Genomic DNA, 4,209 nt, shown 5'->3' on the forward strand with positions numbered 1-4,209 from the left:
GCCATGCTCGGCATTGGGCATTACCAGTAAAGCCTCTGCCGAGCATGGCTCGGCACTACCAGAACAAAAACGCCACCTTGCGGTGGCGTCTTTGGTCTACTTCAACCGGCTCAGCGCTTGCCGCTACCGAGCAAGCCGCTGCCTAGCCTGATCAGGTCGCTGACGCCGAACTGGCCGTCGCCGTCCTGGTCCAGCACGCTGCCGAGCAGGCCGCCGCCGATACCGCCGGCCTGGGAAACCTGCTGCTTTTCCTGGCCCAGGATCTGCGCCAGACCATTGGGGTCGGCTTGGCCGCCGCTGCTCATGCGCTGGGCAATGAAGGCCATCACGATCGGGGCGAGGATCTTCAGCAGTTGGCTGGAGCTGCTCGGGCTCAGCCCGGTGGCCTGGGCCAGGCCGGTCTCTGCACGGTCCTGGCTGCCGCCGAAGATGTGGCCGAGGATGCCAGCGCCGTTGGCTGCCGGGCTGTTGCCGCCGCCCATCACCGCACCCAGCACGCTGCCGATGTCCAAGCCGCTGTGGTTGTTCTGCAGTGCACCGAACAGGGCTTCGGCGCCCTGCGGCTTGGCCGCGTTGTTGCCCAGTGCGCCCATCAGCAACGGCAACGCGGCACTGATCGCGCCCGAGGCCTGCTGGCTGTCGATGCCCAACTGCTGCGAAACCTGCTGCAACGGTGCGCCCTGCAGCTGGGAGAGAAGGTCGTCGGTCAGGCTCATCGGGGAATCCTTGAAGGTGGGTTGTCCAGCGGCATGGTAACTCCCGCACGGGGGCGTAAGTGAAGAGGCCAAAGACGTGTTGGGTTGTGGGCAGAAACAGCACCGCCCGCGCAGGGCGGGCGGTGCTGTTTCATCGTTGGAACTGTCAGCTTGGCTTACAGCTCGATGTCCTCGGCGCCTGGGGTGGCGGTCGGGAAATCGCTGCCCGGGTGCGGCGGCGGTGCGAACGGATCAGCCGGGGCGGCTGCCGCAGCCAGCTTCTGCAGGGCGGCGGCGATGCCTGCGCCGTAGGCTGGATCGGCCTTGTTGCAGTTGTCGATGTGGCGCTGCTTGATGAAGTCGGGGGCATCACCCAGGGCGCGGGCGGTGTTCTCGAACAGACGCTGCTGCTGAGCGGCGTTGTAGCTGCGGAACAGGGCACCGGGCTGGCTGAAGTAGTCGTTGTCGTCTTCGCGGAAGTTCCAGAAGTCGGCATCGCCACGGATCTTCAGTGCCGGCTCGCGGTACTGCGGCTGCTCCTGCCATTGGCCGTAGCTGTTGGGCTCGTAATGCGGCAGGCCGCCGTAGTTGCCGTCCACACGCATGGCGCCATCGCGGTGGTTGCTGAAGACCGGGCAGCGGGCGGCGTTGACCGGGATCTGGTGGTGGTTGACACCCAGCCGGTAACGCTGCGCATCGGTGTAGGCGAACAGGCGGGCCTGCAACATCTTGTCCGGCGACGGACCAATACCCGGTACCAGGTTGCTCGGTGCGAATGCCGACTGCTCCACGTCCTGGTACCAGTTGACCGGGTTGCGGTTGAGTTCGAACTCGCCGACTTCGATCAGCGGGTAATCGCTCTTCGGCCAGACTTTGGTCAGGTCGAACGGATGCACGCGATAGGTCTCCGCTTCAAGTTCCGGCATGACCTGCACGAACAGCTTCCATTTCGGGAACTCACCGCGCTCGATCGCCTGGAACAGGTCACGGCCGTGGCTTTCGCGGTCCTTGCCGACCAGCACTTCGGCCTGGGCATCGGTCAGCGCCTGCACGCCCTGCTGGGTGACGAAATGGAACTTCACCCAGAAGCGCTCGCCGCCCTCATTGGTGAAGCTGTAGGTGTGCGAACCGAAGCCGTTCATGTGGCGGAAGCTGCGCGGGATGCCACGGTCGCTCATCACCACGGTGACCTGCATCAGCGCTTCCGGCAGCAGGGTCCAGAAGTCCCAGTTGTTGCGGGCGCTGCGCAGGTTGGTGTGCGGGTCGCGCTTGACCGCCTTGTTGAGGTCGCCGAACTTGCGCGGGTCGCGCAGGAAGAACACCGGCGTGTTGTTGCCGACCAGGTCCCAGTTGCCTTCCTCGGTGTAGAACTTCAGTGCGAAGCCACGGATGTCGCGTTCGGCATCGGCTGCGCCGCGCTCACCGGCCACGGTGGTGAAGCGGGCGAACATCTCGGTCTGCTTGCCCACGGCCGAGAAGAGCTTGGCGCGGGTGTACTTGCTGATGTCATGGGTGACGGTGAACGTGCCGAATGCGCCCGAGCCCTTGGCATGCATGCGGCGCTCGGGAATGATCTCGCGATTGAGGTTGGCGAGCTTTTCAAGCAGCCATACATCTTCCATCAGCAACGGGCCGCGCGGGCCTGCGGTCTTGCTGTTCTGGTTGTCCACCACCGGCGCGCCAAAGGCGGTGGTCAGCGGCGTCACCGGTGCGTCGCCATGCTGCTGCTTGGGTGTGGTGCTGGTGTCACGCTGCGACTGCGCGGCCTGCTCGGGGGAGGGGGCGCTGTGGTACGGACAGGTCGGCTTGGTGTCATTGCTCATGGCTGGCTCCTGCTGGCGTTGGGGTAGTTCTTGCAGGGACTGTAACCACCGACGTGTTAAATGAATAATCAAATGAACTGCTCGCTCTGATAGGGCTTACCTATTGCTCGGCTAGCCGGGATAAATGCGCTCTGTTGATGCCGCAGGCTCAATGCGCTGGCCGTCAGCCGTTATGCTGGGCAGCTGCCTGTGCCGGAACCCCCAATGAGCCAACGCGCTGCCCGATTGCTGCACCTGCTGGATGAATTGCGGCGCCGCCGCACGCCGGTGCGCGGTGCCGAACTGGCGCAGCGCCTGGAGGTGAGCCTGCGCACCGTGTACCGGGACATCGATGCCTTGCGCGCGCAGGGCGCCGATATTGCCGGTGATCCGGGCATCGGCTACCAGTTGCGGCCGGGTTTCCTGCTGCCACCGATGATGTTTTCCGCCGAAGAACTCGAAGCGGTGCTGCTGGGCGCGCGCTGGGTGGCCTCGCATGGCGACCCGGAACTCGCGGCCGCAGCCGACACCGCATTGCAGCGTGTCATTGGCGTACTGCCCGAAACGCTGCGCCTGCAGGTCGAAACCAGCGGGCTGTTCGCACCGCACTGGCACGCGGTGCCACCGGAGCCGTGGCTGCCGGCCTTGCGCCGTGCCATCCGCGACGGCAATGCCGTGCGCATCCAGTACCGCGACGTCGAGGGCAGGGTCAGCGAGCGCATGATCTGGCCGTTCGCGATGGCGTTCATGGCCGACGTACGCATGTTGGCTGCATGGTGCGAAATGCGTGGTGATTTTCGTCACTTCCGCGCTGATCGATTACTGGCACTGGAGGACAGCGCGCAGCGCTATCCAGCGCAACGTCATCAGTTGTTGAAGCGTTGGCGCGCGCAGTGCATGACGGACAACTGATGCATCACTACTGACAGCGGCTGTCAGTAGCCCCTGCGCACACTGTCGGCTCCTTACAACGCAGGTGCCTGACATGACCGATACGCTTACCTTCTACAGCCATCCACATTCGCGTGGCCGCATCACCCGCTGGATGCTGGAAGAAACCGGCCTGCGCTATGACGCGGTGATGCTGGAGTACGGCACCAGCATGAAGTCGGCGCAGTATCTGGCGATCAACCCGATGGGCAAGGTGCCGGCCTTGGTGCAGGGAACAACGGCAATCACCGAGAACGCCGCGATCTGCCTGCACCTGGCCGATCTGGCCCCGGCCAAGGCCTTGTTGCCGCCAGTAGGCAGCGCCGAGCGCGGCGAATGCTACCGCTGGGTATTGTTCGCGGCCGGGCCGCTGGAAGCCTTCGTCACTGATCGTCGTCATGGTGGCCTGGCGCCGCCGATGGAGGCGGGCTACGGTACCGCCGAGGATCTGCTGCATACGCTGGAAGCAGCGGTTGCCGGCAAGCGCTATCTGGTCGGGGACAGCTTTACCGTTGCCGACCTGTATATGGCGTCGTTCCTGAGCTACTACATCCGCGTGGGTGAGCTTGAGGCCAAGCCGGTGTTCACCGACTACTGCGCTGTGCATCTGCAACGACCGGCGTCGGTGCGGGCGGGGCAACTGGATGATGCGCTGGTCGCGCCTGTGGGAGCGGCGTAAGCCGCGAAGCCAGGATTGCTCGAAAGGCGGAAAGAGCCGACCCCTCCCCAACCCACCCCATTGGTTCGCAAAATGGTGGGAGTAGAAGCCGTATTGGGCGCCC

At 64.6% G+C, this 4,209-nt stretch carries 4 protein-coding genes; 2 read left to right on the forward strand and 2 right to left on the reverse strand.

The window, feature by feature from the left end; genetic code table 11:
- Positions 1-110: 110 nt before the first annotated feature.
- The gene (locus QMX78_RS20375; RefSeq protein WP_282273063.1) at positions 111-716 is read right to left on the reverse strand and encodes a DUF937 domain-containing protein; all 606 of its coding nucleotides are present in this window, start codon (positions 714-716) and stop codon (positions 111-113) included.
- Positions 717-871: 155 nt separating this feature from the next.
- Entirely contained in the window at positions 872-2,518 is a 1,647-nt protein-coding gene (locus tag QMX78_RS20380) for a catalase (RefSeq protein WP_282273065.1), read from the reverse strand.
- A 204-nt stretch (positions 2,519-2,722) separates the two neighbouring features.
- On the opposite strand from QMX78_RS20380, the gene QMX78_RS20385 reads away from it, so the two are divergent.
- Positions 2,723-3,409 carry a YafY family protein gene (locus tag QMX78_RS20385; protein WP_282273067.1) on the forward strand — a complete coding sequence of 229 codons (687 nt, stop codon included), beginning with the start codon at positions 2,723-2,725 and terminating at the stop codon, positions 3,407-3,409.
- Positions 3,410-3,482: 73 nt separating this feature from the next.
- Complete coding sequence (locus QMX78_RS20390) at positions 3,483-4,106, forward strand: glutathione S-transferase family protein (RefSeq protein WP_282273069.1); 624 nt, start codon at positions 3,483-3,485, stop codon at positions 4,104-4,106.
- Positions 4,107-4,209: the final 103 nt, after the last annotated feature.

Origin of the sequence: Stenotrophomonas sp. PS02298 (assembly GCF_029959445.1) — a bacterium.
Classification (GTDB): domain Bacteria; phylum Pseudomonadota; class Gammaproteobacteria; order Xanthomonadales; family Xanthomonadaceae; genus Stenotrophomonas.

What these genes read in the sequence shown, in the direction of transcription:
- QMX78_RS20380 (WP_282273065.1), bottom strand. Translation starts at nt 2,518, where the DNA reads ATGAGCAATGACACCAAGCCGACCTGTCCGTACCACAGCGCCCCCTCC.
- QMX78_RS20375 (WP_282273063.1), bottom strand. Translation starts at nt 716, where the DNA reads ATGAGCCTGACCGACGACCTTCTCTCCCAGCTGCAGGGCGCACCGTTG.
- QMX78_RS20390 (WP_282273069.1), top strand. Translation starts at nt 3,483, where the DNA reads ATGACCGATACGCTTACCTTCTACAGCCATCCACATTCGCGTGGCCGC.
- QMX78_RS20385 (WP_282273067.1), top strand. Translation starts at nt 2,723, where the DNA reads ATGAGCCAACGCGCTGCCCGATTGCTGCACCTGCTGGATGAATTGCGG.